This window comes from Nostoc sp. (genome assembly GCF_036917195.1).
Lineage (GTDB): Bacteria > Cyanobacteriota > Cyanobacteriia > Cyanobacteriales > Nostocaceae > Nostoc.
In genome coordinates this window covers 52733-77683 of sequence record NZ_JBALDG010000026.1, presented here as the reverse complement: position 1 = coordinate 77683, position 24951 = coordinate 52733, and the positions used below count along the sequence as shown (strand labels likewise).

Genomic DNA, 24951 nt, shown 5'->3' with positions numbered 1-24951 from the left:
AAAGACTCATTAACGGAGTTCAAAGACTCGTCGGCGAGTATTAAAGACTCATTAACGGAGTTCAAAGACTCGTCGGCGAGTATTAAAGACTCATTCACAAGTATCAAAGACTCGTCAGCAAGTATTAAAGACTCATCCCCTATTCCCAATGCCCAACTAGTGGACTAATGGCTAACAAAAAGTCATAAACTGAAAAATGCATCTAAATAACTCGTTAGAATCTTGACTAAATTACCTGTGCGGAAAATCGTTATTGCCGGCAACTGGAAAATGTTCAAAACCCAGGCAGAGACCCAGGAGTTTTTACAAGGATTTCTGCCACACTTAGACGAAAGCCCCCAAGGGCGAGAAGTAGTATTGTGCCCTCCTTTCACTGATTTAAGCCTTTTGTCCCAGAGTTTGCACGGTAGCCTCATCCACCTGGGGGCACAAAATGTCCATTGGGAAGAATATGCAGCCTATACAGGCGAGATTTCTGGCCCAATGCTCACAGAAATTGGTGTGCGCTTTGTGATTGTCGGTCATAGTGAACGAAGGCAATACTTTGGCGAAACGGATGCAACCGTTAATCTGCGCGTCCGAGCTGCTCAAAGGTTTGGTTTGACCCCAATTGTTTGTGTTGGCGAAACTAAACAACAACGAGATGCGGGAGAAGCTGAATCAGTGATTACTCTCCAACTCGACAAAGGTTTGGTAGATATTGATCAGGAAAATTTGGTGATTGCCTACGAACCTATTTGGGCGATCGGTACTGGTGATACCTGTGAAGTAACGGAGGCGAATCGGATAATTGGCTTAATTCGGAGCAAGTTGAGTAATCCGAATGTATCAATTCAATATGGCGGCTCAGTCAAGCCAAATAATATTGATGAAATCATGGCTCAACCAGAAATTGATGGTGTTTTAGTGGGAGGAGCAAGTCTAGAACCTGAGAGTTTCGCTCGGATTGTGAATTTTCAGTCAGTGTAATGTGCCTTCTTCTCGTTCCCATGCTCTGCATGGGAATGCCTAATGTAGATTTATGCCAAGCAACTTGATAATTCGAGAACGCTGTTTTGAGTGGGGACAGCGGACTTATTTGATGGGCATTTTGAATGTGACGCCTGATAGCTTTAGCGATGGAGGTGAGTTTAACACTACCTCTGCTGCTTTAGTACAGGCGCAAGCACTGGTAGCTGCTGGTGTTGACATTATCGATGTGGGCGGTCAATCAACTCGACCAGGGGCAAAGCAAATAACTCTGGCGGAGGAACTTGACCGAGTACTATCGGTGTTACAGGTGCTAAGACCAGAAATTTCAATCCCGATTTCTGTGGATACAACTCGTGCTGCTGTAGCCAGGGCATCTGTAGAAGCTGGAGCGGATATTATTAATGATATTTCTGGCGGCACTTTTGACTCAGAAATGTTGCCAACAGTGGCAGAGTTAGGTGTGCCGATTATTTTAATGCACATCCGGGGAACGCCACAGACAATGCAACAACAGACTGATTATCAAGATTTGCTCAAAGAGATTTATAGTTTTTTGGCGAGGCAAATTGGGGTAGCAACTGCTGCGGGCATTGAGCGGGATAAAATTATTATTGATCCTGGTATTGGCTTTGCTAAGAACTATGAGCAAAATTTAGAAATTTTTCGCCGCTTGCGATCGCTGGCATCACTCAACTGCCCTATTTTGGTAGGAGCATCTCGCAAAAGTTTCATTGGTCGCATTTTAAATCAACCAGATCCAAAAGCCCGAGTTTGGGGAACCGCAGCAGCTTGTTGTGCTGCTATTTTTAATGGCGCTGATATTCTGCGAGTTCACGATGTTCAAGAAATGCGCCAGGTTTCATTAGTAGCTGATGCCCTATTGAGACAAGCCGCACAGGGTCACTGTTAAGTATTACCGTTTTCGTGTTTTTTGCCGTTACCTTCTGGATTTTCTGGGTGGCCTATCAACTCATGAAACATTTCACTTGAATTGGCTGGGTCTATAAAGACAATTTTGGCATTATTGCTCTCACCAAGTTTTTGGCTAGCATCTACGTAATCTTGAGCCACAAGATACCGCAAAATGTCCCTAGTATCTGGATTGGAACGGAGAGCTTGAGAAATGATTTGCACTGAAGCCATAGTTCCTTCTGCTTTCTTAATGGCAGCTTCCTTTTCCCCTTCTGCTTCAGTAATCAGCGCCCGTTTTTTGATTACAGCGGCTTGCTCCTCTTCCCTCGACTTTCGTACACTCTCAGGTAGTGTAATACTCTGAAGGTCTAACCGGAGAATATCAATTCCCCAATCTACCGTTATATTATTCAACTGGTCTAAGAGGGCTGTGTCCATCTCCGCCCTCGAGACATTGGTCTGCTCTAGGGTGTTCTGGGCAATGATTTCCCGCAGTGTGGTTGTAGTTACCTGTGTCAGTGCCCCTTGCAGATCCTCAATAGCATAAAAGCTTTTCTCAATATCTCTAATCCGCCAGTATACAATAGCATCCACTTCTACGTAAATATTATCTTGGGTGATCACATTCTGAGGTTTGATGTCTAAAAACTGCTCTCGTGTAGTATCTTCCATCACAACCTGATCGACCAAGGGAACAATAAAGTTCAGCCCAGGTTTAAGTTTCCGATGATACCGCCCCAGGCGTTCGACTAGGGCTTCATTACCTTGATTAATCAGTTTTGCAGAACCTAAGGCATAACCTATAAGCACTAAAACTATAAAAATGATTGGCTCCATACATACTCCTATTCAGCTTTTGGGAGAATTTAGTGTCAAGGATATGCTACTAGCTTGTCATATCTTTGAGTTTAATGTTTTGAGTCTGTAATTTTATCAACACTAGCAGCGATGTCTGATGTCGAGTCGCTGCACGGCTTGTACATATTCTGTAAGTAGGAGAGTTTCGCAGAATGCGATCGCTATTAAAGCACCTTGATCACACCCTGGCAAGGACTACTTTATCTAATCAACATTATTTGTACTGATATCTTCAGACAGTTGGGAATTATATTCAGTATATACACTTAATATTATATAATTAATGTAAAATTTATGATAATTTCAAAAACTCCACTATAATCGGATTTAAATTGGCTTCAGCCATTAAAAATGTAAAAATATTATGGGCAGGTTGTTAATCAAACTTATAGGTTTAATCCTACTTTTCATCGGCTTATACTTTTTTGGTCAAAATATCATATTTGTTAGCAGTTACTATTCATATTTTTACGGTAGATTACCTGCTACAGCTTCAGTTTTGGCAACTATGACAGGTGTATTTGCATTGGTTTTTTTTCGTAGAGAAACTGGTAACTTAGGATGGATTTTTCTAGGCATTGGCATAGTACTAATTTTTTTAAGCGGTGGAGTTATTTTAAAGCCAACTAGCTTATGGAATTTCATAATTGCTTTCGCCGCATTAGCAGCTGGATATAAATTATTGAATGAGGGCAGAATCAACTTTTAAAATTTGTAAATATAATCTATCTTCTCATGTTTATTAGTAGCTAATACCAATTCGCAATTCGCAATTCGCAATTCACAATTGAGAAATTTAGATGCAGCAAGCCTTTCCCGGCTTACATCTGTTGCCTTATTTTAGAGAATTGGTATAAAGTACAGAAAAAATGATTAACCAGATATAAAGATAGATACAAAGTAGAACATGGCAATAGCGTGTCCCTACCCGTGTACCTCATTCAAATGAGAATCGCTATAGAACCAGCTTTTAGAGATTGTCTGCTCAAGAGTCTCTGACTGGGAATGAGTAATGGGGGGCTATCGCCTCAAGACTAGCTCCAGAGCCGCTGTAAGGTATTATTTCCAGCCAGAGACTCTTAACGAGGTTTTAAAGGAGTTTTAGCTTAAGTTGACACCAATGAGTTTTTTCTGTACCTCTACCAAAGGCAGTATTTATCCACCCCTAAGACTCAGAATTATTAATGGTGCGGCTATTGCAAAGATTCATCGCCTTTTCTACTCCTTGCTTGAGGCTTAGTTCAATACACTCAACCACGAACTGAAGTACAAGAGACATTTGCTGATTTTCGGCTGCGGAAAATCGCCCCAACACATGGGAGATAGCATCAGAATCATCATTATTAGCTGCACCTTTCGGTTTACCAATACCGATTCGCAAACGGGAAAAGTTTTGGCTACTAAGATGTGCGATCGCACTTTTCATGCCGTTATGTCCCCCAGCTGAACCAGATAACCGCAGGCGAGTTTTCCCCAAGGGCAAATCCATATCGTCATAAATCACCAGCACTAACTCAGGAGGCAATTTATACCAACTTGTCACCGCTTGTATTGCTTGTCCTGAGCGATTCATATAAGTTAACGGCTTTAGCAAGCGAATCTTACCTCCACCTGGGGCCATACCTTCGCCATACTCACCCTGAAACTTGCGGTTTTCTGCTAAGGGAATGCGCCAAGAACGGGAGAGAGTTTCTAGAGCAGCAAAGCCGATATTATGGCGTGTTTGGTCGTATTTAGCTTCTGGATTCCCCAACCCGACAATTAGCTGGGGAATCACCAAAGCTGGTTGCGTAACAGCTTCTGTCATTTTGCCTACAGTCAAACAATTTTAGATTTTAGATTTGCGCTAGCGCAGCGTAAAGCCTTCTCTACGAGAGGCTGCGCCAACAGCATAGCTTCGCTTAGAGCGAGTCTCCGAGCGTCTTTTGGATTGAAAAAACCACAAGGGTATAGGGGTTGGTGATTTTAGATTGACGATAGCGCAGCTTAAAGCCTTCTCTTTTCCCAAGGGGAGATGCTACCGCGAACGAGAGGCTTGTCTGCGACACGCTCCGCGAAGTCCAAAATCCGAAATCCAAAATTGGTATAGTGTACTCTCCTAGCTAAGTTGGGAAGAACTAGTGGTATCCTGCTCAGATTTAGCAGGATGGATTTGCTTAGGTTCCAATTCAGCAGTAGTCTTTACAGTTTCTTCTAACTGTTCTGCTTCTTTTTGAAACTCGTTTTGAAACTCCTTGGAAGCTTCTTGGAAACTACGAATTGTTTTGCCCACACTCCGACCAATTTCTGGCAGCTTCTTTGGGCCAAAGATTAACAATGCCACTACCATAATTACAGCCATTTCCGGCAGACCGATACCAAATATATTCATTTTTGTCTCCTGTAAACTATAGAATCACTATAGAAACTCACATATTATGTAGTCTACTCAATAGTTAGTGTGAACTGAGCGTTGACAAAAAAACCCGGACGAACCGGGTGTAACTTAACTTATTATCCAAACTTGATAGCTATGTATTCCTTAGCGTCCTAAACTCCGCCAATCGACAAGTACATCCTGAACCAACAGTGATTTATTGTAAAGTTGCAGAATAATCAGCAGAAACACGAAAAATAGCGCCATAAAAACAGCCATCACAGGGGTAGTACCCCAACCTGGAGCCACTTTCCCATACTCAGAGTTCAGTGGTTTCAGGATATCTCCCAACCTAGTCCTTTGTGCCATAGTTCACCTAAGATTACTTGCCAAAGCTTTTTTTAATCTTCTGTAATATTCTATAAGAATAGCACTCATAATCTATCCCTCAATTATGGAACCCGCAATAGTTCTTAGTATTTCTGTAGCTGCCGTGGTGATTGTCATCACAGGAGTGTCGATTTATACCTCCTTTGGCCCTCCTAGCAAGCAATTGAACGATCCGTTTGATGATCACGAAGATTAAAAGAGTTAGGAGTTAGGAGTCAATGCTAGTAGAGCTTGACCTCTCTCCAAACCTCTCTCCTAAAAGGAGAGAGGCTTTGAATCTTACTCCCCTTCCCTTATAGGGAAGGGGCTGGGGGTTAGGTCTATATTGACTCATCCAAGCTTGGGATTAATCGCTGGTATCACCTTGAAACTGGCGATTTTCCAAGGCTGTATCGTCAAGATTTGTTGCTGAGATGAGAATTCAGTACTAGAAAAACGCTCTAACAAATCTACTGTATCTCTTAGATTTAACCCTAAATCACTTTGCAAAGATAACTCGGCTGTTTCTCCGTGACATTCATAACACCGCAGAATTAACTGCTGTGGGTCATCCTCAGATGGCTTCAAGGCCATTAAGATTAAATTTTCAGCTGATAAATCTAGAAACTTCACCGCTAACCCCTCTTTGCTAGCAAAGAGGGGAGAATTTTTATCTGGGTTTTGATTAACAGGATTCAATAGCACTTGCAACGGTATATTCAATTCATAGCCACGCCGTACCGTATGGGCTGATTCCCAGCTACCAACATGAGGATACAAGGCATAGGTAAATTCATGCCAACCTCTATCAGCCTCTAAGTCCGGCCAATTAGGACTGCGTAGAAGTGTCAAGCGGAGTTGATTTGGTTTGCTGTCGTAACCGTATTTACAATCATTTAGTAAACTGACACCATAATGATTTGGGATTGCGGTATTTCTCTGTGTGTCTTCTGCTGTTAAATCAGCCCAACGCAAAGCGGGAACTTCCCATTTTGCTTGTTCTGCGGGGGTTTTTGGTTTAGTTGGGCGGCGAATCGCGCCGCAGGGAATTTCATAGGTAGCAAAGTCTGCTTCAACATTCAGAGGAAAAGCTGCTTTCACCAATACATGATTTTCTTGCCAATTGACGGTAGTAGCTATGTTCAGCAGAGGTGAACCAGCTTGCAGAATATAATCTTGGCAAAATTCCGATTCACCCAACTGACGCACCACGCGCACACAACTTTGCACTGGGCCTTGTTCTAGCCACTGAATAGATTGAAGATTTGTTGAAGGTAAGGGATGCTGGGCATAATTGGGGTCTATATTCCAAGCATCCCAATATTGATCACTGTCTTTAAAAGCTTGTAGTTGATTCCCCGCCCCACTCAAAACTTCTCGTTGATAAGTTTTATCAAAAACACTTGATAAATCTCCGGTGTCAGGATCAATGACGACTCGCAGGAATTCATTTTCTAAAATCCAGTCTGGGAGGAGTGGGGAGGATGGGAGAGATGAGGGGGATGAGGGGGAAAGCCAAAATATGCGGTAGCCAACGGGTGGAATTTCGCTGGCGAGAAATAGTAGCGTTGATGGTTCAGATATTTGTGAGACGAGTTGCTTTCCAGAAGTATCGTAAATTTGCCATTCTTGGGTAGCTGTTGCTGGCGTAGGTAAGGCTACAGAGACTACCTCAGAACGCTGCCAATTGAGAGAATTGAAAACGAAAATAGGCAAACTATCAGATTTTGGTGGTTCTGATAGGGTAATGTGAGATGCGATCGCTAAGAGTGATTTATCTAATATCTTCGTTCCCACTTGTTCCACTTGTTGCCACTGGGGCAACGCATCCAGATAAACTTGGGTAATTGAAGAACCAGGTAAAATATCGTGAAACTGCTGAAATAACACCAGTTTCCAAGCTGCTTCGATTTCTGCTTTGGGATATGTCACGCCACAGCTTACAGTTGCCAAGGTAGCAAATAGTTCAGCTTGATACAATAAATTTTCACAACGACGATTCCAACGTTTTTGATCTGCGTGGGTAGTGTAGCAACCGCGATGGAATTCGAGGTATAGTTCGTCATTCCAAGTGGGGAAGGAAGGGGAAGCAGGGGGAGCAGGGGGAGCAGGGGGAGAATTATAACTACTGACTACTGACTCCTGCTTTTTGCCTTCTTTACTGATTTGCTGTAAATACTTTTCAGCCGTTGTAAATTCTAAATCTGGGAACAAAGGTGACTTTTGCCAGCGTTGGGCAGTTTCTAACATATCACGGGTGGGGCCGCCGCCGTGGTCGCCGACACCGACAAGCCAGAGGGATTCTGGTAAACCAGTTTGGGCTTGCCATTCAAGAGCATAGGATGCCATTTTAACTGAGTCAATGCTTTCACCGATAAGTGCAGACATCAAACTAAAGACTTCGCTCCCGTCAGGCGATCGCCACCAAAAAGCCCCATAATCAAACTTAGTAGTATCATTCCACCGCAACTTCTGCGTGACAAAATACTCAATTCCGGCATTAACGAAAAACTGCGGTAAAGTTGCACAGAAACCAAAACTATCTGGAACCCAAACTATAGTTGAAAGCTTACCGAATTTTTCTTGGATGTAACGCTGACCATATAATAGCTGACGGACTATTGATTCACCAGCAATCAGGTTGAGTTCCGGTTCCACCCACATCCCGCCAACAACTTCCCAACGTCCAGCGGCTACCTGTGCTTGAATTGCTTCAAATAAATCCGGGCGATGTTCCTCAATCCAAGCATAAAGTGCGGGAGTCGAATGACAGAAAATTAACTCAGGAAAATCTGCTTGCAACTTCAGAACCGACTCAAAGGTGTTTTGCGCCACATTCCAAGTTTCACTCACACGCCATAGCCATGCTAAATCTAAGTGAGCATGACCCAACAATAAAATTTTAGATTTTTGATCCCCCCAACCCCACTTTTGAAGTGGGGCTAAGATGTCGGATTGAATTAGGTTTTGGCGTAGGGACAAAAACGATCTTACTAATCCCTTCTCTTCCTCCGTGTCCTCTGCGCCTCTGCGGTTCGTTACCTCCCCCACCATTGCCGCCAAAACATCCAACTTCTGTGGCGCAAACTTTTGCAAATAAAGCTGCACCACAGCTAACTCATCAGCCACAAAACCCGGATCGGGATTATTATCATCAATAGACTCATAAACTAGGAGCGATCGCACTAAAGCACCATCACTATGTCCCGGACTCACTAACCGCAAAGCGACAACAAACTCTTCCCCTGGCGTCACCCCTTGACTGATCAGCACTCTAGGCGAACAATCAAATAAATCACCCTCCAGCACTAACTCCCCATTCACATAAATCTCAGCAGAATCTGCCCACCAAACCAGCGTCAGCCGCAAAGATAACCCAGCTAAGGGATAGCCCTGTAAATCTTGAGGCACTACTAATCTTTGCACTAGCCATAGTACTTTTTTTCCGCCTGTCCAAGTGATATGTTCTTGAGCATTCAATTGAACAGGTTGCCAATGAGACAAATCAGCAGCTACAACATCAGTAATAATCAGATTAGATTCCTGATATAACCAAGTAGACTGAAGATTAACTTGACAAAAAGAGCGCAGTTGCTCAATTGCTTGTGAGATGAATTTGGTATGAGATTGAGAGACATTCGGGGTCATATTTTCGCTAAGATGAGGTGTTGGTCGTTTTTATTGTTTGGCGCGAGTCTCACAACTTAACAAGACTTGAACTAAAAAATTACTACTATGTCTTCTGGTTCCTCTGGTCGTTATCAAAGCAAACTATTTAACTTTGTCCACCAGCAATCTCGGCGGGTGACAGAACAGTGGGAACACACCTTCCGGCATTTGCAAGTTGCCACTAAGTGGGGTGTGGAATTACTACTTTACCCAGTGTATCTACTGTTTCATTCATCTGAATCATCTGGGAAAACACTACATACCAAAGAACCACAAACTAGACTAAAATTACAACCAAATGATACTGATTTCCAGCCCAAAATGCCAAATGTTGATACCCCTATTCAACATGTACTAGAAACTGTCCATTATTTATCAGATGATCAACCCGCCTCTACTGCTGGAAAAACAGTTAAACCTTTCAATTCCTTAGCTTTATTGGGAGTTTTTCGGCTGAAATTCGGTGATAATAACTCGATAAATAACGCTAATCTTACTCAATCATTAAATATTACAGAGAATAAAGCCGGAGTTCTGAACCCTTCACCGCGAGAGAATGCTCTCAAGCAGCATCTTCCGGTAGTGCGCGGAATTGCTACAGATTTGATGAATCGAAATTTAGTACTTGTTACTGCCGATAATGAAATTCTAAATATTTTAACACCTCAACAGCAGGCAAAATTAGAAGACAGAATTATTAACGAAGTTGCTAATTACTGGCAGTCTTTTCTACGAGATGCTGCGCGTACCCCTACGGGGAAGCAAGCTACGCGTAGCGTTCCGTTGGCGCAGCCTATCGTAGAGAAGGAAAGGCGGTTGCTCGAAGCTAAAAAAGAAACGGAGTTACTACCACAAATTGACCGATTATTAGCAAAACTCACTGACGGAAATACAGCCAATATTCCAGTTTTAGCTGAGGAGATACCAAAAGAGTTACTTAATACAAATAGATTATTAGCGTTTCTAGATATAGCCGTTGCTAAGTTGGAGTCAAATGCTTTAGTACCTGTACAAGAACGTAGCCAGGAAATTGTCCAAGTTGCCCAAACTCAGTTAAACATATTTCTTTATGGCAAAGAGCAATTAGCTGGTAGGGGAGAAGTTGCACCTAATACTGATGCTTTGGAAACTCATACATTGAATATTCATGCTTTGATTGAGGGGGCACTTAATTACTTTTTTGGTGTTGGTACTAGAAAAACACTTGAGTCAACAACTAATGATCATAGATTGCCAGGTAAAATATTACCATCACGCTTCAAAAAGGCCTTGTTTAAAAGCAGTCAGTTGGAAAAACAGGATTTAACAGATGATCCTTGGCTAACGTGGGATGATTTATTTGGTGATACCGAAACAGTTACTGACGAGCCAGTTACACTTTCTCAAAAGACAAATCCTGCTTTAGCTCCAAATTTATCAGTAGGGCATTTTCCACAAAATAATTTGAGTGTAAAACAACCTAAAGTCGGATCTGGCTTGGTGCGAAGGAAACAACCAACTAGTGTTCTTGCTGCAAGTCGAAAAACATCTGGAATCGCCTCTGCAACACAAATTGAAACCCACATTTCCCAAACTAAAAGCGATCATAAAGGGGAAATTTTGCAACAGCAATTTCACCAAAGTAGTCAAGTTGAGGCACAGCCAGATTGGATAGAAACCAAAGCAACTTCAACAGGCTATGAGAAGCACCCCTTAGAACAACTTCTGGAATGGGTTGATTATGTTATGCTCTGGCTAGAAGAAAGATTTGTAAATATTTTTGAGTCGTTACGGCAGCTATGGCAGAGGAAATAAGCAAATATTTCACTGCTAAAGATGATCCTCATAAATACTCCTTGGGTTAAGCCTTAACTCTTTATCAAAATTAATTTTTTTACAGCTATTTTCAGGTAAATAGACCACGCTCTACGGGCACAGCAATGCTGTGCCCCTACGCCAGATGTGGTTCAAATACATGAAAACTGCTGTAACGAACCGCCAAGGACGCATTCGCGTAGCGTCTCGTAGAGAAGAACACAAAGGAAGAGAAGGAAGAAATGCTTAACTGAACTGTATTGCTATATAACCGCCTTTAGCTACTTGTTCCTCTGCAAAGGCTTTCATCGACTCAGGTAAGAAAATCTGAATATTAGTTATACCTTGAGAGTTGCGGTGGGCTGATTTTATCTACTACGCTACCAGAGCGATCGCATCTACTTCTATCAAACAGGCGATCGCATATTAAAATGTAGAGTCAATTATTTACATTATCTGCAATACCTTTGCCAAAAAGGTGTGTCTAACTTTTTGCCGAAACAGCCCAAGACAAGTGTGTGCTTGGCTGTTAGGCAAGTTGCACCACTTTAGGAGCCGTCACCCTGAAGGTAGAAACTGTGGTTAGTAAAGTCGCGATTTTTCTCTTAAAGTCGCGATTTCTCTTTTAAAGTCACAATTTTTCCCTTAAAATCACGATTTTTTTCTTAAAATCACGATTTTTTTCTTAAAGTCGCGATTTTTTTCTTAAAATCACGATTTTTTTCTTAAAGTCGCGATTTTTTTCTTAAAGTCGCGCTATTTTGCAGGACTTAGAAGATACAGAAGATAAAGTTTAAGTTTACACTAGTGACAGCGGTGTGCCCCTACAATCGATTCATTTGTTGCAAAGATTTTTGGAAATAGGAGCAATTTTTGCGATCAGCCAAAAAAAGGCATCATCCAGGTTTGCTCTATGTCAGTCCTTGTAAATTGACGAAGGTATTGTTATCTGAAAAATATATTGCTGAGGATTGAGAATTATTTTCAACCAAAATAGGCTCTCCCTTTACTCCTCCACGGGTAAGAGTACAAATCTTATAAAGGTTTTCACACTCAAAGATTACCAAAACTAGCTCTTTCCCAGTTTGGTAAGAGGATGGTAAAGGTTTCCCTACCTCGCATTCCATATCAATTTCGTTGTCACGCCACTGTAACTTCCAAATACGTTTTTCGGTTATTGGTGCTTTGACAGACTGAGCGATCGCACTATATACCTGCTCTGCTTTAATATCATCCTTAGCTGCTGGCACAAAAAACTTCATAGGCTGAGGTTACAAGTAACGTGAATTTCACTAGCACCAGCGTAACGCAGTTACCAAGGCAATCTACTCCCATTCCATGAGAAAAACTGTCCACTATCGCCTTCTTGAAGCTGTTCGATCACAGCCAATAATTGGGTAACAGTACGTTCTACTGAAAATAATTGTTCCGCAGGTACATTTCTCTGGAAAGGACGGGAAAGACGCGTATCAGTTGTACCAGGATGCAATGTCACTATTAATGCTTTAGGACAACTTCTTTTATACTCAATTGCCGCAGTTCGCATCAACATATTGAGTGCTGCTTTAGAAGCGCGATAGCCATACCATCCACCAAGTTGGTTATCGCCAATACTGCCCAATTTAGCAGAAATAGTGGCTAACACACTGCGTTCTCCATGACGAAACAGAGGCAATAGATGTTTAGCCAGCAAGACAGCACCAACACTATTTATCTGAAAGTAGCGCAGCAAATTTTCTGAATTGATCTGTCTTAAACTTTTTTCAGGTTGCAAAGTATCTTCATGCAGCAGTCCTACACAATTGACTACCAAATGCAGTTTGTCAACTTGGGTATGTATTTTTTGAACAGCTTCAACAATCTGCAACTCGTCAGTAATATCTATTTCCAGACAAATTAATCGCCCAGAATGTTCGCTTGCAAGAGCTATTAAATCGGAGGCTGATTCCGGTTGACGATAAGTTGCATAAACTTTGGCTATTCTGTTATCTTCTAGTAATTTCATCACAAAACCCAAACCAATACCTCGGTTGGCTCCCACAATCAATGCATTGACAGGATTAATTTCATCGATAAAAGACATATTTAATTTATTATTTAACAATAGGAAAAGTTAATAAAAACTAAGAACAATATTGGGTTGCGTTTCCCTTAAACCAACTTACGCAGATTAGCAAAATTAGAGCATTTATGGTTTACTTACCAATACAAAACTTGCTAAAAATTCTATCTAAAACTGATTCTGTAACTTCTTCTCCGGTTATTTCTCCTAGTGCTTGAATCGCACCCCGTAAGTCAATTGTCCAGAAATCAAGAGGTAACTGCTGGGTAATTGTTGCTTGTACTTGTTCCAAGGAAATTTTAGCCTTAGTTAAGGCTGCTGCTTGCCTTTGATTAATGGCTAAATCCATATCAGCAGCTTGAACTTTCCCGGCTTTAACTATCTCTAAAATTGCTGTTTCTAAAGTATCAATTCCTTGATTTTTTGCTGCTGCTGTAACAATTTTAGATTTGGGATTTAGGATTTGGGATTGAATAATTTTTCTATCGCTTTCTTCTAATAAGTCAATTTTGTTAATAACTAGAATCAACGGACGGTGTTGCACTTGTTCGTAAATTTCTCGATCGCCTTCTGTCCATCCATCTGAAGCGTCGATGGTAAGCAAGACTAAATCAGCTGCATTGGCAGCACGACGCGATCGCTCGACACCAATTTTTTCTACTTGGTCTGTTGTTTCCCTAATCCCCGCTGTATCTAGCACTTGTATGGGAATTCCTCCGACAACTAACTGAGATTCCACCACATCGCGGGTTGTACCGGGTAAATCAGTTACAATGGCGCGATCGCTCTGGCTCCAAGCATTCAATAAGCTGGACTTACCCACATTTGGACGCCCAACAATTGCCACTTTTAAACCTGTGCGTAGCAACTCACCTTTATCTTTGGTTTCCAATAATCTAGTTATTTCTGCGGCAATTTTCTCGATTTCTGATATTATTACTTTATCATCCAGCGGAGTCAGGTCTTCCTCAAAATCGATTCGAGCTTCGATTTCTGCCAAAATATCCAAACAGTTAGCGCGTAACTGCCGGATCGGATGAGCTAATTTTCCTTGTAAACCAGCTAAGGCAGTTTGGGCAGCTTGAGGCGATCGCGCTCCCACTAAATCAGCAATACCTTCGGCTTGTGTCAAATCCAATCGTCCATTCAAAAAGGCGCGGAGAGTAAATTCTCCCGGTTGGGCTAATCTAGCGCCATTTTCCAAACACAGTTGCAACACCTGCTGCACTGCCATTATTCCCCCGTGGCAATGGAATTCCACCACATCTTCACGGGTGTAAGAACGGGGTGCTTTCATAATCAGCAATAAGGCTTCATCCACCAGTTGTTGCGTCTGGGGATGGTGAATGTAACCGTAGAGAATCCGGTGAGTTTCCCAAACTTGCCCTCCTGGTGAATGAAAGAGAGTTTGGGCTAGAGCCATTGCTTGGGAACCGGATACCCGCACAATACCAACGCTACCCTGTTGGGGGACAACAGCTGTAGCGATCGCAGCGATGGTTCCAGTAGTGGCAAAAACTTCTGACATGAGCGCCCTTTATAAAAGTGAGGAGTGAGGAGTACAGACGCGATAATCGCGTCTGTTAGGAGAGACGCGATTAATCGCGTCTGTACAGGAGTTAGGAGTAAAAATCATAACTTATAACTCATAACTCATAACTTTCTAAATGGTAGGTATTTAGACTAATTAGATGGCAACTGGCAAGGTAAAATTTACCTGGAGGGTAATGCCTGATAGTAAAGAGTGAGAAGTTAGGGGTGAAAATCATAACTCACAACTTATAACTCATAACTTTTAGAGAGAGGAATTTACTGTGGAGCAAAAAATTAACTGCGCCCAAGCTTGTGTTAATGGCTGTGTTTTAGAGGAAAAATGCCCCAATATCGAGTTTAGAGAGGCCGCTGCAAAATTTATTGAGGAGACTCCCTTAGACAAAATGTTGGAGTTGGCACAAGAACGTCTGCGGAAAAAAATGATAGAACCGCCAAAATGGGTTTTTCCTGAAGATCCATAGCATTCGCGCCAACAGACACAAGCAAGACAGCCTGGAGGTTAAATAGTATCTGGATCTATATTTAATTCTCGCAGTTTTGCCCGCAAAGCGATCGCTGCGTTGCTTTTCTTGTTCAGCCTGTTGTGCAATTTCTTCCGGCGTCGAGTTTAATGCCCTACTTAATGAGTATCTGGAAAAACTGACACAACCCCTTGTTGAAAGGAAATGGAACCATACTTAGTCACCGATCCAAAACTTGTGCCTGTGCTGAACGAACTCATGCGACGAGAACCCATCTTTCATAGATTGAGTTTGGGATAACTAGACGAGACTTTGAGAACATGACTGACTCTGACTTTTGGGAAGTCAGAGCCTCTGGGTGCCGTTACAGTCGGGATAACATACTAGATACGTTAGAAAAGCGGTATGAAAATCCAACTGAGGAGATTTGGGAAACTAAAGACTTTCACTCACTGTCTTGAAATCGCGCCCGAAAACTATCTTCTAACATACACATTGATTCAGGGAGAGCGAATGACTCGTCGCTCGACAATTTGGCGAAGAAGCGAACTAAGTTGGAAAATTGTTTACCACCAAGGTACTGTCGTTTAAGAGTTCACCTTTGTCTCTATTCAAGTTTGCCTAATTTTCATCGCACTCGATGAGAAAATTTTGGAAAGGCGATCGCTTACAATTAAAAGATAGTTCGTCATTGCGTTGGCGCAGCCTTCCCGTAGGGTACGAAGTGTTGGCGGTAGCGTCTGGTAGAGTTGCAATCGCAAAGACTGAGATTCCTACGCTTCACTTCCTGCTGCTGGCAATGACATCTACATTTAATTGTGTCTACTTACTTATCTGATGATTAGAGAGTATAAGTTACCACAATAGGAGAATTTAATGTCTAACCCAGATGAGCTGATGAAAGTGCGCTCAACCGAACTTACCGATGAGAAGCTAGCTCAAGGTATACCTCTTACTGTACAGAGGCTAGAGGAAATAGATAACAAAGTACTCGCTGAGTTTGAACCTGATTATGTAGAGGAAAACCCAGACGAAATCCTCCCTTTACCGTCAGACACAGTGGAATAAAAAATCATCGGCAAGTTAGCGCCAAGTTAGCAAGGGAGTAACGCTCCAAAGTGAGGTGCTAAAAATTAAGGGTATAAATCACCTACTTAATCCTGCGATCCTAATGAGATAGCTATTTTTATTGAGAATCTATCTATGGGTTTATGAGAATTCAAACCCGATGTCACAAAATCGCGTTGCTCCCCTGCTACCCCTACTTATGCATTATGAAAATCAGCAAAGATTCTAGGCGTGTTCATAAGCTTTCTCTAATAACTATTGCTCTCGTGCTGGATTTGGATTTATGGGCGTAAGAAGATTGCTAATTTTTTCAGGAGTTTGTTGTTTAAATATCTAACCCAACCACAGTTAATTCAGGCGGATGTTCAACATTAAACTGGTAATATATCTCTCGTCGCTCCTGTGGTGGAAAAGTTAACTGCCATTCTAAAATCCCCATTTCACCAAGTTGAATTTGCGGGTTGCTGCGATTAAGGCGCACTTTAATTTGCTCATTGCGGCTAACTGGCAACTGTTCAGTTATTTTCAGATTTACTTCTTTATCTAGTAAATTAGTAATTATCAACCGATAACTATAAGTAATCCGGCGCTGGTTGCTAATTAATCTTTTGTCTACCAGACGTTCAGCTAAGTCGCGCTCAATTTTTAAACCTTCGTCAATCCCTAAATTCAGTTTGAACTCTTGCCCTGGTGCAATATTCTCTAACTGAGTTGTCCCAACAAAAACATTGTTGCGGAAAATATTCGCTTTACCTGGTAACAAAGTCGCACCGTTGGGACTATTTTTCACATTAGCTTGCAGATAAGCAAAACTTACCAAGCGCGGCATTGCTACATAATCAAAACTACAAGAATAATCATCATTGAAAATTGTAGTTTTATGGGGTGCGCCATCACTGGGAATGTTACCATCACTATTCAGTTTAAAGGTAACTACACTCCCTTCTTTGGATACTTCTGCTGCAACGGTTTCTGCTGGGATAAGACTATCCTCTGCAACTTCGTCTTCTTCTTGCCAATCTGCTCTGGCAGCAGCAGCAGGCGGATCTGCTATGCTAGGCAGCAGTGGTGGCTGGGCAGCTAGTCGAGATCGTCGTTCTCGCAGTCTTTGGGGACGTAGGGTATCAATATACCAAGGTTCAAGTTTGGGCGGGAGTGTACCTAATCCCGGTTTAGCGGTAGAAAGGGTGAGATTTGCACCAATCCAATCTTCGCCACTGCTTTGAGTGATTTCTGCAAGGTAGCTCAGATGCACAATATCGCTGGTAGTGCTAAAGCGCAAGTCATAAAGCGGAGTCCAACTAGCGCGATTCACTAAGTATGATAGCTCTAATTCAAATTCTCCTTCACCCGCAACTTCAGTTGCCACAACTAAGCTAAAATTTTCTTTGGGATGGGGTGTTTGGATTTTTTGCAATGAGGTGAGGAGTGCTTGCAGTTGTTTGTCTAATTCCTGCTGTTGGGTTTTGCACTCCCCAGATGCGATCGCATATTCACTATACTGGCTTCCGAGAAAGTTCAAAAAATCCAAAGTTTCGCTAAGGCTGAGATTTTTTCGGGATAAACTCTGTGCAAAGGGTTCCTCTGTTTTTTCACGTAAGCCGGCGATAAAACTAGACTGCAATGCTAAAGCATCGACTTGGGCTTGCAGGTGGCGTTTTTCTGCTTCTAACTGCTGAATTTGCCTTGTCAAATGTGCTACTCGTTCTGCTATAGGTTCAGTGGTGTAAATGCGATCGCAACTCACTCCAAGCATTCGCACCCCTACTGTACCTGTACCACTTACCCTGACAGACTCAGTTTCTAGAGTCTCTGGCACTGGGGTAATTACTAATTGCTGTTCAATTCCTGTTAAAGAGACTACACCCCGCCGTGTAACCAATGCTCTGTCAGCATACACTGTAACAGCTACAATCTCGCTTTGTACTGTTTTGCACCAAGACGGTATTTCCGGGTTAACCACTGCCAGTTTTTCCCCATTTTTAATTGATTCTGCTGGTTAATTGTCAATGTTTCCCGGTCTAACCGTCAACCCCTTTAGGGAATCCAAATAAAAAAATATCCAACTACTTTTTGTGGGGTGGGCGTCTCGCCATTGGTGTCAAGTTAACGTGAAAGCCCAGCCTGATAAAAGAGTGAAAATTTTTCGATTTACCACCTAGATTTTCGATCCTCCCTAACTCACGCTAGTCGTGGGGAGCCAATGTAGTCTTCTCCCTACAGCCCTTCTCAAGACAGGAGACGCCTACGCGTAGCTTGCTTCCACGTTCGCAAAGCGTCTCCAAGAGTTAACGGGCATCCTACGGCAGGCGCTGGCTCGCTTTTTAAGGGGGTTGGGGGATCTAAAAGGACGGGAAATTGAGTGTTTGAGCTTAAGTTGACACCAATGGCATCTCACCCACCTTTAGCCAAAGGCGGACAAGATGCCCGGCCGACAAGATTGGATAATTTATTTGTTGAAATCCCTTAGTTTAGCGATGAATTGGTTCAAGTGTACTAGAATAAGTCACAGCGTTTTGCTCTACAAAATTCTTTGCCGCAGCTAGTAGATACTCATAATAGGCACGAGCGACGATAGATAGCTGCTTGCCACCTGGGTAAACCATGTACCAATTTCGCTGAATGGGAAAGTGTTGTACATCTAAAATGCTAAACTCTGAGGCGTCTAATAGTAAGGTATGACGGGATAAAACCGAAATTCCTAAACCTCCTACGATCGCTTGTTTAATTGCTTCGTTACTTCCCAATTCCAGCTTGACTTTTACTGTCACCCCATGTTCTTCAAATAGGCTTTGGACAGCGCGACGAGTTCCTGAACCAGGTTCGCGCATAATAAAAGGTTCGTTAGATAGGCGTTGTATCGGAATATTTTTTTCCTTGGATAACGGATGATTAATCGGTGCAAAGACTATCAAAGGGTTTTCTAAAAATGCTTCGCAATTCACATCTATATTGTCTGGAATTTGACTCATAATATATAAGTCATCCAGATTATTACTCATCCGTTCCAAAATTTGTTCATGATTCGTTACTTGCAGCGAGATATCAATCCCTGGATAAAGTTCGCAAAACGACCCTAACAAACGTGGGATAAAATATTTTGCTGTTGTAATCACTGCCAAGCGTAATTGTCCCTGTTTTAGCCCTTTTAAATCTGCTACCTTCATTTCAAACTGGGCTATATTTTCAAAAATCTGCCGACAAGTGGCAAATAATTCCCGTCCTGCCTCGGTAAGATACAACCGCTTGCCTACCTGCTCAAATAATGGCAACCCTACCGATTTTGTGAGTTGCTTGATCTGCATAGAAACGGTAGGTTGGGTGAGAAACAATTCCTCCGCAGCGCGAGTAAAGCTACTGTGCCGTGCCGCCGCCTCGAATACCTTTAACTGGTGCAGCGTCGCTTGCTTCAAGGGTGATTCTCCTATATATAGCGATTAATAGATATAAAACTAGTATTGCTGAACGCTGGCAAATGATATAGTGATGCTCACAGAAAGTTACGAGTTTTATTCATAGATAAAACTCTATCCCTTCTATTGAAATAAAGGTATTCTATTTATGGATTTAAGAAGCTATTATCAGAACAGCAAAAGCGTAAGATGCCTTCCCTGTAAACGATGAATGTTGAATGATGAATGAGGATTTTCCAAAATTCATCTATCATCATTCATCATTCCATAATTCTTCTGTAACTTTTGTAGGTAGCTTGGTTAAGTCTGGTAATCTTAGTACCTCAATTTCAGCAACTTGTTCTTTAATATTCACTGGTAAGTTTAACGGTTGGCGTTCTTCTATCCAGCAGCTTGCTAATGGCAAGGTTTGCTCCATTTCGTCTAGGGGTCGGGGAATTACCATCACTGCATTCAATTCCCCAATGCGTTCTGCCTCAAACATTCCTGCTTCCACAGCTACCGCCACATTTGCTACGGAACCACGAATAATGGCTGTACACAAACCCGCACCAATTTTTTCATAGGCTGCTAAATGAACATCAGCAGCTTTGAGCATCGCATCACATGCTCCTACCATCGCTGGAAATCCTCGCGTTTCTACCAAACCAATTGCTTGGTTACTCAGACGGCTGTAATTACCCTCCTCCATCAATTTAGTGAAACGGGTTGTAATGGGAAGTACTATATCTAAATTGGGATAAGGTCGGGGAATCACCAAGCTAGAAACCAACTGACCAAACTGTTCAGCCGTTTGGACACCGGATTCTACGGCAAGACGCACGTCAGCAATTCCACCCCGCACGATCGCAGTACAATGACCACTACCAGTTTTTTCATACCCAATTAGATGAACTCCCGCCGATTTCAGCATCATATCTGCTGTACCAACTATCGCCGGAAAGCTGCGGGTAGAAACTAAACCCAAAGCAGTATCCTGATAGGTTTCTTGACTACTCGCTCCCTGGATGGTACGAATAGACCGTTGATTATATGTTTCCATGTGAATTCTCCAAAATAGGGAAAAAGCCGACAACTTACAATTAACACTTACTCGGACTAATCGTCAGAGTTTGGGTCACTCAAGGATTGTCTATGAGGAAACAATGTGGTCAACAGTCTGTGTATGCTCCCTTGCCCATAAATTTGAGTCCCGAAACCGTTAGGAGATTCTGTGGTTAGCTGATTGGGGTCTGAGTCATGTTTTGTAGACTCTTGAGCGGCTTCTTGCAAGGTGGAGTCAGGATCATTGGCTGGTTGTTCCACAGGAGGAGACTGGCTTTCTGGAGTGGCGGTAGATTTAAAGTAAGAAATTGACTTGTTTTGTTTGAAATCCACAAAAGCCGAAGCTGAGAAGTTAGTTGAGGAAATTACCTTTTCCTTAACTCCACCTGAGCCATTTTCCTCTTCCTTCTGCGGTTTCCCACTTGTAGAAGCTGGGTTATTTGTAGATGGTTCCGGTTGCTTTGTTTGGGCAATCTGCCGACTGGTGTCTCCCAAAATTGAACCAGGTGGAACTACTTGTCCAGGTTCAACCGAATAGTTAAAAACTGTTGTTGCTGTACCAATGCAAGCATTTGCTCCAATTTTGCCCTTACCAACCATTAAAAAACCTGCTCCTAGGTTTGCGCCTGCTTCTACCTCTAGGGTTCCTTCATTGACTTGGAGAATTGATCCCATACCAATACAGACCCCTGGCCCAATGATGATCTTGCTATTTACAGCCGCTTCAAGGATCACTCCAGGTGCAAGTACTGCGCTTGGATGAATAGTTACCTCACCACTAATGTAAGAATCAAAGTTGTTGCTGAGGTGCAGTGGCGGCACAGACATGGAAATTTTAACCTCGCAAGCCGGAAGAAAATAGAGAGTGAGGAGTTAGTTAAAAGTAAGGAGTTATAAATTTTAAATTTAGAGTTATGAATTAAGAATTTTTTCAACTCCTAACTCCTAACTCCTGTATAGATGCGATTCATCGCTTCTCTAGTCCTAATTCCTAACTCCTACCTCCTTAAGGTCGTTGGATAATCGTTTCTAATACCCGACGTTTGGCTTTGGGGTCAATACCAATTAAGCGGACATATTCTCCTTGGTATTCGCCGAGGTGTTTTTCTACGGCTGCGATCGCTTCTCTTTCTGAGGAGGCTTGAATTTGACCGATACTAGTCCAAGAACCAGTCCGGAATCGCCGTTGGTCTACGTGTTCTATGCTAATTTTAGAGCCGCTAGCCAATAATTGCCGGAGTTGGTCTACTACTTCAGTACTCAAGCGCGTACTGGTAGCTGTTGCTGTAGGAGTAGCATAGACCCCACTGCTAGTAAATGATTTCTGAGTGCCTGAGGAGGCTACTTGACCATTTGGACGTTGGATAATGGTCTCTAATACTCGGCGTTTGGCTTTGGGGTCAATACCAATTAAGCGCACATATTCCCCTTGGTATTGGCCGAGGTGTCCTTCTACGGCTGCGATCGCTTCTCTTTCTGAAGAGGCTTGAATTTGACCAGTACTAGTCCAAGAACCAGTCCGGAAGCGGCGCTCATCTACGTGTTCAATGCTAATTTTATTGCCGCCAGCCAATAATTGCCGGAGTTGGTCTACTACTTCAGTACTTAAGCGAGTACTAGTAGCTGTTCCCGTTGCGGAGGGTGCACTGCTAGTAAATGATTTTTGACTGCCAGAGGAGGCTACTTGACCATTTGGACGTTGGATAATCGTCTCTAATACTCGGCGTTTGGCTTTGGGATCAATGCCGATTAAACGCACATACTCGCCTTTATGGCTTTCTATACATTCTTCCAAGGCGGAGATTACTTTATTTGTGGAAGTTGCTTCAATTGGCTTGCAACTAGTCCAAGAACCAGTTCGGAAGCGGCGCTCATCTACGTGTTCCATGCCAATTTTGTAACCACCTGCCAGAAGTTGGCGGATTTGCTCTACAGTTTCGCCATTGACTTTGCCACTGCTAGAGCTGTTACTGTTACCATTACTACTGCTGTAACTGCTATTGCCACGATTAGCAGGAGCTTTAAAGCTGGTAGCTGGTTTAGCATCATCATCTGGACGTTGGATGATGTTTTCTAGCACACGTCGTCTACCTTTGTCAATGCCAAATAGTCGGACATACTCGCCGCTATGGTTTCTTACACAGCTTTCTAATGCTGCGATCGCTTCACCGATGGATCTCGTTTCAATTGGTTGGCAACTAGTCCAAGAACCAGTGCGGAACCGTCTTTGGTCTACATGTTCCGTACCAATCTTATACCCTTGCTCTAATAGATAGCGCAACTGCTCTATTGTTTCTGCACCCAAGCTATTGCTCGACACTTCACTACTCCTTTCCAACTCTAAGACAGTAATACCATTACCTGTATAAGATTTAGCGTTCTCATCCCGAATGGGTGCTATACATTTGCTATCTGCTGCACAAAGATAACCAGATCGTAATGCCTGATTAATCCCAACCACATGATGAGCAAATTCCTTATCCTGATCTTGCACATCTGGCAAGCGGTCAGCTTGCTGCTGGCTAGTAATTATCGCTCCCGAAGGTACATATTTACCTGGGGGTATTTCTACGTCTTGAATTAAAGCGTGCAGCATCACGATGCAACCTGCACCCACCCTGGCATTAAACACCGTAGAGCGAAAGCCAATGAAGGAATTATCCCCGACATAAGCTGGTCCGTGAATTAGAGCCATGTGAGTAATGCAAGCATTTTTACCTACCCACACTGAGTATTTATTTTGGTCATCGCCAATTACTCGACCTTGCTCCAACCCATGAATCACAACCCCATCTTGAATATTAGTGTTTTCACCAATATAAAAAGGTGTGCCTTCATCTGCTCTAATCGTAGTCCCCGGGGCAACGATTACATTTGCACCGATCCGTACATCTCCAATCACATTGGAGAATGAATGTACAAAGGCAGTTTCATGGATTTTGGGTTCAGCTAAATTCCTTGACCACGGGGTTGGGGGTGCCGCCGTGTTGCGGACTGCCATTTCGAGATTCCTCCTGTATTAAGTTAGGAGTTATGAGTTAGGAGTTATGAGTTTTAACTTTTCACTCCTCACTCCTCACTTCTCTAACTGTTGACTATCGATATTGATCTTTTTTGCTGTAGATCATGCGATCTTCAACGTGAATGGTATCTATGATCGCTACTACCACTGCATCTAATGGTCGCTGTTCATTGCCAACAACTTTACGAGCAGCACTGCCATTACTAACAAGTACCCACTCATCTACTCCTGCTCCCACACTATCTGCTGCTACCTCATATTGTGGCAGGATGTTTCCGTCTTCATCTACTAATTGTAACAACAGTAGTTTGACACCTCTAAGACTTGGGTCTTTTTGGGTGCTAACTACTGTGCCGCGAACTTTGGCAACTTGCATTACAAATTACGGTCTTCTACCGAAAGGACGAATTGCATTCACATTTTCACGGAACTGCTCTACGTCTTCTGTATAACGAATTGGTAGGACGTATTCCAAGTTCTCGTGAGGACGAGCAATGATGTGAGTAGATAACACTTGTCCGCCGTTGACTCGCTTCACTGATTCAACACCTGCGGCCACAGAAGCTTGCACTTCCGACACGTCACCCCGGACAATCACCGTAACTCGACCACTGCCAATTTTTTCATAGCCGACTAGAGTAACACGGGCAGCCTTCACCATCGCATCAGCAGCTTCCACTACCGCTGGAAAGCCTAGCGTTTCAACCATTCCCACTGCAATTGACATTAGTTTTAATCCCTATTTAAAGTTTTTAGCCTTGGACAAAAGCGATGCTCAAAAAAGGTAAAGAGCGTTAATTAACTTTGTTTAAACAGCTTTTAGGTACGGAACTGTTCCACAGCTTCTGTGTAACGAATCGGCAAGACGTATTCCAGGTTTTCGTGAGGACGAGCAATGATGTGAGTCGATAATACTTCACCTCCATTTACTCTTTTCGCCGCTTCAACCCCAGCAGCTACGGAAGCTTGCACTTCAGATACATCTCCCCTAACTATTACGGTGACGCGAGCGCTACCAATTTTTTCATACCCTACTAAAGTGACACGGGCGGCTTTCACCATCGCATCAGCAGCTTCTACGACTGCTGGAAAGCCCTTCGTTTCAATCATTCCAACTGCAATTGGCATCGCAGAACTCCTACAAAATGAATCTAATCAGTACTGTCGCTTGAAATTTTTGACGGGGAGAGCTTTATCTTAGAGCTAAGAAAACACTTCCAAATTAAGCATAGGAAAGCTTGGCGTTCCTGGCAATATAAATTACTATAATAGTTTATGATAAGAAAGTTTTAAAAAACTTAACATAAATTTATCTGCGCTTCTGAGCAATTAAAGTTTACTGATTCCTAGAGCAGCCACTTATGCTTTATAATTTCTTTATCACATTTACAAAACGA

At 42.6% G+C, this 24951-nt stretch carries 22 protein-coding genes and 2 pseudogenes; 7 read left to right on the top strand and 17 right to left on the bottom strand.

The genetic code is table 11. The features are described from left to right. Positions 1-237: 237 nt before the first annotated feature. A complete protein-coding gene (gene tpiA / locus V7K40_RS09270) occupies positions 238-969 on the top strand; it encodes a triose-phosphate isomerase (protein ID WP_334958769.1) in 732 nt (243 codons plus the stop codon). Between the two features lie 52 nt (positions 970-1021). After that, positions 1022-1882, top strand: coding sequence for a dihydropteroate synthase (gene folP, locus V7K40_RS09265; RefSeq protein ID WP_334958767.1), 861 nt, complete (start codon positions 1022-1024; stop codon positions 1880-1882). On the opposite strand, the gene V7K40_RS09260 is transcribed toward folP, so the two are convergent. After that, on the bottom strand, positions 1879-2721 hold the full coding sequence (locus V7K40_RS09260; RefSeq protein ID WP_334958765.1) for an SPFH domain-containing protein: 843 nt from the start codon (positions 2719-2721) through the stop codon (positions 1879-1881). The two genes, folP and V7K40_RS09260, sit on opposite strands and share 4 nt — an antisense overlap. A 385-nt stretch (positions 2722-3106) precedes the next feature. Between V7K40_RS09260 and V7K40_RS09255 the strand changes: the two genes are divergently transcribed. Further along, positions 3107-3451 (top strand): hypothetical protein, encoded by a 345-nt coding sequence (locus tag V7K40_RS09255; RefSeq protein WP_334958763.1) that lies wholly within the window; start codon positions 3107-3109, stop codon positions 3449-3451. A gap of 456 nt (positions 3452-3907) precedes the next feature. Here V7K40_RS09255 and pth read toward each other — a convergent pair whose 3' ends face one another. The 3 genes from pth to psbH all read right to left on the bottom strand — a co-directional run bounded on the left by pth (position 3908) and on the right by psbH (position 5467). Beyond that, the gene (gene pth, locus V7K40_RS09250) at positions 3908-4549 is read right to left on the bottom strand and encodes an aminoacyl-tRNA hydrolase (RefSeq protein ID WP_334958761.1); all 642 of its coding nucleotides are present in this window, start codon (positions 4547-4549) and stop codon (positions 3908-3910) included. A gap of 291 nt (positions 4550-4840) precedes the next feature. Further along, complete coding sequence (locus tag V7K40_RS09245) at positions 4841-5113, bottom strand: TatA/E family twin arginine-targeting protein translocase (protein WP_273765901.1); 273 nt, start codon at positions 5111-5113, stop codon at positions 4841-4843. A 150-nt stretch (positions 5114-5263) separates the two neighbouring features. Further along, the gene (gene psbH / locus V7K40_RS09240; protein ID WP_334958759.1) at positions 5264-5467 is read right to left on the bottom strand and encodes a photosystem II reaction center protein PsbH; all 204 of its coding nucleotides are present in this window, start codon (positions 5465-5467) and stop codon (positions 5264-5266) included. 85 nt (positions 5468-5552) lie between these two features. On the opposite strand from psbH, the gene psbN reads away from it, so the two are divergent. Continuing rightward, on the top strand, positions 5553-5684 hold the full coding sequence (gene psbN / locus V7K40_RS09235; protein ID WP_334958757.1) for a photosystem II reaction center protein PsbN: 132 nt from the start codon (positions 5553-5555) through the stop codon (positions 5682-5684). Between the two features lie 134 nt (positions 5685-5818). Here the strand turns inward: psbN and V7K40_RS09230 are convergent, their stop codons facing one another. After that, positions 5819-9115 (bottom strand): alpha-mannosidase, encoded by a 3297-nt coding sequence (locus V7K40_RS09230; protein ID WP_334958755.1) that lies wholly within the window; start codon positions 9113-9115, stop codon positions 5819-5821. An 87-nt stretch (positions 9116-9202) separates the two neighbouring features. Between V7K40_RS09230 and V7K40_RS09225 the strand changes: the two genes are divergently transcribed. Next, on the top strand, positions 9203-10930 hold the full coding sequence (locus V7K40_RS09225; RefSeq protein ID WP_334958753.1) for a hypothetical protein: 1728 nt from the start codon (positions 9203-9205) through the stop codon (positions 10928-10930). 911 nt (positions 10931-11841) lie between these two features. On the opposite strand, the gene V7K40_RS09220 is transcribed toward V7K40_RS09225, so the two are convergent. The 3 genes from V7K40_RS09220 to mnmE form a co-directional block, all read right to left on the bottom strand. After that, positions 11842-12180 carry a hypothetical protein gene (locus tag V7K40_RS09220; RefSeq protein ID WP_334958752.1) on the bottom strand — a complete coding sequence of 113 codons (339 nt, stop codon included), beginning with the start codon at positions 12178-12180 and terminating at the stop codon, positions 11842-11844. 62 nt (positions 12181-12242) lie between these two features. Next, positions 12243-13013: an SDR family NAD(P)-dependent oxidoreductase gene (locus V7K40_RS09215; RefSeq protein WP_334958750.1), complete on the bottom strand. Its 771-nt coding sequence runs from the start codon at positions 13011-13013 to the stop codon at positions 12243-12245. 112 nt (positions 13014-13125) lie between these two features. Then, positions 13126-14520: a tRNA uridine-5-carboxymethylaminomethyl(34) synthesis GTPase MnmE gene (gene mnmE, locus V7K40_RS09210; RefSeq protein WP_334958747.1), complete on the bottom strand. Its 1395-nt coding sequence runs from the start codon at positions 14518-14520 to the stop codon at positions 13126-13128. Positions 14521-14806: 286 nt separating this feature from the next. Between mnmE and V7K40_RS09205 the strand changes: the two genes are divergently transcribed. Beyond that, positions 14807-15007 (top strand): hypothetical protein, encoded by a 201-nt coding sequence (locus V7K40_RS09205; protein WP_334958745.1) that lies wholly within the window; start codon positions 14807-14809, stop codon positions 15005-15007. 876 nt (positions 15008-15883) lie between these two features. Beyond that, positions 15884-16075: a hypothetical protein gene (locus V7K40_RS09200; RefSeq protein WP_334958743.1), complete on the top strand. Its 192-nt coding sequence runs from the start codon at positions 15884-15886 to the stop codon at positions 16073-16075. 325 nt (positions 16076-16400) lie between these two features. Here V7K40_RS09200 and V7K40_RS09195 read toward each other — a convergent pair whose 3' ends face one another. The 9 genes and pseudogenes from V7K40_RS09195 to V7K40_RS09155 form a co-directional block, all read right to left on the bottom strand. Beyond that, positions 16401-18038, bottom strand: coding sequence for a mucoidy inhibitor MuiA family protein (locus V7K40_RS09195; RefSeq protein ID WP_334958741.1), 1638 nt, complete (start codon positions 18036-18038; stop codon positions 16401-16403). A 508-nt stretch (positions 18039-18546) separates the two neighbouring features. Beyond that, positions 18547-19488 (bottom strand): LysR substrate-binding domain-containing protein, encoded by a 942-nt coding sequence (locus V7K40_RS09190; protein ID WP_334958739.1) that lies wholly within the window; start codon positions 19486-19488, stop codon positions 18547-18549. 253 nt (positions 19489-19741) lie between these two features. Next, a complete protein-coding gene (locus V7K40_RS09185; RefSeq protein WP_298917732.1) occupies positions 19742-20530 on the bottom strand; it encodes a BMC domain-containing protein in 789 nt (262 codons plus the stop codon). 56 nt (positions 20531-20586) lie between these two features. Continuing rightward, positions 20587-21360, bottom strand: coding sequence for a transferase (locus tag V7K40_RS09180; RefSeq protein ID WP_334958737.1), 774 nt, complete (start codon positions 21358-21360; stop codon positions 20587-20589). Between the two features lie 178 nt (positions 21361-21538). Beyond that, positions 21539-21787 (bottom strand): annotated as a pseudogene (locus V7K40_RS09175) (ribulose bisphosphate carboxylase small subunit); the annotation flags it as partial. A gap of 99 nt (positions 21788-21886) precedes the next feature. Further along, positions 21887-23533: pseudogene (locus V7K40_RS09170) on the bottom strand (ribulose bisphosphate carboxylase small subunit); the annotation flags it as partial. 94 nt (positions 23534-23627) lie between these two features. After that, complete coding sequence (locus V7K40_RS09165) at positions 23628-23930, bottom strand: EutN/CcmL family microcompartment protein (RefSeq protein ID WP_334795790.1); 303 nt, start codon at positions 23928-23930, stop codon at positions 23628-23630. A gap of 6 nt (positions 23931-23936) precedes the next feature. After that, a complete protein-coding gene (locus V7K40_RS09160) occupies positions 23937-24281 on the bottom strand; it encodes a BMC domain-containing protein (RefSeq protein WP_010995041.1) in 345 nt (114 codons plus the stop codon). A gap of 92 nt (positions 24282-24373) precedes the next feature. Next, positions 24374-24682 (bottom strand): carbon dioxide-concentrating mechanism protein CcmK, encoded by a 309-nt coding sequence (locus V7K40_RS09155; protein WP_190891121.1) that lies wholly within the window; start codon positions 24680-24682, stop codon positions 24374-24376. Positions 24683-24951: the final 269 nt, after the last annotated feature.

Excerpts from the sequence above, each read along its gene's own strand:
- psbN (WP_334958757.1), top strand. The coding sequence starts at position 5,553 with ATGGAACCCGCAATAGTTCTTAGTATTTCTGTAGCTGCCGTGGTGATT.
- folP (WP_334958767.1), top strand. The coding sequence starts at position 1,022 with ATGCCAAGCAACTTGATAATTCGAGAACGCTGTTTTGAGTGGGGACAG.
- V7K40_RS09245 (WP_273765901.1), bottom strand. The coding sequence starts at position 5,113 with ATGAATATATTTGGTATCGGTCTGCCGGAAATGGCTGTAATTATGGTA.
- psbH (WP_334958759.1), bottom strand. The coding sequence starts at position 5,467 with ATGGCACAAAGGACTAGGTTGGGAGATATCCTGAAACCACTGAACTCT.
- V7K40_RS09160 (WP_010995041.1), bottom strand. The coding sequence starts at position 24,281 with ATGTCAATTGCAGTGGGAATGGTTGAAACGCTAGGCTTTCCAGCGGTA.
- V7K40_RS09200 (WP_334958743.1), top strand. The coding sequence starts at position 15,884 with ATGTCTAACCCAGATGAGCTGATGAAAGTGCGCTCAACCGAACTTACC.
- V7K40_RS09180 (WP_334958737.1), bottom strand. The coding sequence starts at position 21,360 with ATGTCTGTGCCGCCACTGCACCTCAGCAACAACTTTGATTCTTACATT.
- V7K40_RS09225 (WP_334958753.1), top strand. The coding sequence starts at position 9,203 with ATGTCTTCTGGTTCCTCTGGTCGTTATCAAAGCAAACTATTTAACTTT.
- mnmE (WP_334958747.1), bottom strand. The coding sequence starts at position 14,520 with ATGTCAGAAGTTTTTGCCACTACTGGAACCATCGCTGCGATCGCTACA.
- V7K40_RS09155 (WP_190891121.1), bottom strand. The coding sequence starts at position 24,682 with ATGCCAATTGCAGTTGGAATGATTGAAACGAAGGGCTTTCCAGCAGTC.
- V7K40_RS09185 (WP_298917732.1), bottom strand. The coding sequence starts at position 20,530 with ATGGAAACATATAATCAACGGTCTATTCGTACCATCCAGGGAGCGAGT.
- V7K40_RS09260 (WP_334958765.1), bottom strand. The coding sequence starts at position 2,721 with ATGGAGCCAATCATTTTTATAGTTTTAGTGCTTATAGGTTATGCCTTA.
- V7K40_RS09230 (WP_334958755.1), bottom strand. The coding sequence starts at position 9,115 with ATGACCCCGAATGTCTCTCAATCTCATACCAAATTCATCTCACAAGCA.
- V7K40_RS09255 (WP_334958763.1), top strand. The coding sequence starts at position 3,107 with ATGGGCAGGTTGTTAATCAAACTTATAGGTTTAATCCTACTTTTCATC.
- V7K40_RS09215 (WP_334958750.1), bottom strand. The coding sequence starts at position 13,013 with ATGTCTTTTATCGATGAAATTAATCCTGTCAATGCATTGATTGTGGGA.
- pth (WP_334958761.1), bottom strand. The coding sequence starts at position 4,549 with ATGACAGAAGCTGTTACGCAACCAGCTTTGGTGATTCCCCAGCTAATT.
- V7K40_RS09165 (WP_334795790.1), bottom strand. The coding sequence starts at position 23,930 with ATGCAAGTTGCCAAAGTTCGCGGCACAGTAGTTAGCACCCAAAAAGAC.